At 75.1% G+C, this 1718-nt stretch carries 1 protein-coding gene and 2 pseudogenes; 2 read left to right on the top strand and 1 reads right to left on the bottom strand.

Annotated features, from left to right (window positions below):
* Positions 1-346 (top strand): annotated as a pseudogene (locus AE652_RS40880) (hypothetical protein); the annotation flags it as partial.
* Between the two features lie 83 nt (positions 347-429).
* Here the strand turns inward: AE652_RS40880 and AE652_RS40875 are convergent.
* Positions 430-1161, bottom strand: coding sequence for a response regulator transcription factor (locus AE652_RS40875; protein WP_049660980.1), 732 nt, complete (start codon positions 1159-1161; stop codon positions 430-432).
* A gap of 269 nt (positions 1162-1430) precedes the next feature.
* On the opposite strand from AE652_RS40875, the pseudogene AE652_RS40870 reads away from it, so the two are divergent.
* Positions 1431-1718: pseudogene (locus AE652_RS40870) on the top strand (hypothetical protein); the annotation flags it as partial.

Raw genomic sequence — 1718 nt, 5'->3', positions numbered from 1 at the left:
CTGCCTGGCGGTCGCCGCGCTGCTGCGGGCGGGAACCTTCCGGCTGCTCGCCGAGGCGGCCCCCGTGGTGGTGGCCGGCGCGGTCGGCCTGGCCACCACCCTGCTGTTCGCGCCCGAGGCGATGGCGGCTCCCGGCTGGGTCGGCCCGGTGGCGCTCTGCGTGGTCGGGGTGCTGATGGCGGGCACCGGGGTGGCGCTGTCCTTCCGCCGTACGGCGGCCCGCGAGGCCGCGCGGCCGCCGGCGCTGAACGTGCTGGGCACGCTCTGCGGGGTGGCCGCGGTGCCGCTGGCGCTCGGGGTGTTCGGCGTGTTCCAGAACCTCGCCGCGTTCGGACACCACCTGTGAGCCGGACGGCCTGCCGGGCGGACCGCCGCCCGGTCCTGCCCCGGCCGGTCCCGGGCGGCCGGTCGGGCGGCCGGTCGGACGGCCTAGCGCCCGCTGAGCTGGTGGACCCTCAGCTGCTCCGGGACGCCGAACCGGAGGGGGTCCGCCACCGCGGCGGGAGCCGTCGGGCCGGGGGAGGCCGCCGGCTCGGGGCCGGTCTCGTCGACGTAGCCCAGTTCGATCGCCTTGCGGGTCAGCTCCGCCTTGTTGCCGGCGTTGAGCTTGGCCCGGATCCGCTTCACGTAGGTGTTGACGGTGGCTTCGCTGAGTGCCATCAGCCGGGCGATCTGGCCGTGGGTGTAGCCCTGGGCGATCAGCCGCAGCGTCTCCACCTCGCGGCGGGCCAGGCCCTGGCTCTCGCCGGGGCTGCGACGGCTCAGCTCGGAGTGGAGGTGGCCGCCCAGGCCGGCCGCGAGGTAGAAGCTGCCGCGGGCGACCGCCTCGACGGCGGACAGGAACTCGGTGTCGTCGGCGTGCTTGGTGACGAAGCCGTACGCGCCGGCCTTGAGCGCGGTCAGCAGGTCCCTGGGCTCGGCCGACGGGGAGAGGACCAGGACCGCGCTGGTGGCGCTCAGGGCGCCGATCACGTGCAGGACGGACGTGCCGGAGTAGGGGGTGGGGTCCAGCACCACCACGTCGGGGCGGAGCCCGCTCTCGGCCAGGTCGTGCACGGTGTCCACCGAGGCGATCACTTCCAGCCGGGGGCTGCGGGCCAGGACCTGCTCGATCCCCATGCGTGTCATGCGGTGGTCCTCGACGATGCCTATGGTCGGCATAACCGGCCTTCCCTCTCTCCGTCTCCCGTGCGGTCGCGCCAGCTGAGCCGCGTCGGGAGGTCTGCGTCACGTGCCGTCACTCCGTTCTACGCAGCCGGGGCCTGAGATGTTCGGATCGGTTGCGAGACGGCGACGGCGCCCGCTCGCGCACGCTCCGTCGAACCATCAGTGTGCGGAGCGGCACGGGCTGTTCGTCCGGGCGCCCGCACCGGAACATGTCGTATTCGGTCGGGGGGCCGCGCGCCCGCCCGCGCCCGTGGAGGTTGATCATGGCTGAGGCCGAGCAGGACGGTACGGACCGGCGGAACATGGTGGCGGCCTTCGTCAAGGAGGTCCGGGGCGGGGACGGCGGCCCTTCGAAGGTGGTGCCGCGTGCCTGGGCGGTGGGCCTCACCGTGCTCGTCGTCGGCGCGGGCGCGGTCGGCGTCGGCATGCTGGCCAAGGGCGGTCAGCACGGGCCGGCGAAGGCAGCGGCCGAGCACCCGGTGACGGCCACCCCCTCGCCGAGCGCCTCGACCGGCTCCGGCCAGCCGGCGCCCGGCACCCCGGGCAACGCG

The organism is Kitasatospora sp. MY 5-36 (assembly GCF_001182915.1).
In the GTDB taxonomy this organism is placed as follows: Bacteria; Actinomycetota; Actinomycetes; order Streptomycetales; family Streptomycetaceae; genus Kitasatospora.
This window is presented reverse-complemented; position numbering and strand designations above follow the sequence as displayed.

Coding starts and splice junctions, on each gene's coding strand:
- AE652_RS40875 (WP_049660980.1), bottom strand. CDS start 1,161: ATGCCGACCATAGGCATCGTCGAGGACCACCGCATGACACGCATGGGG.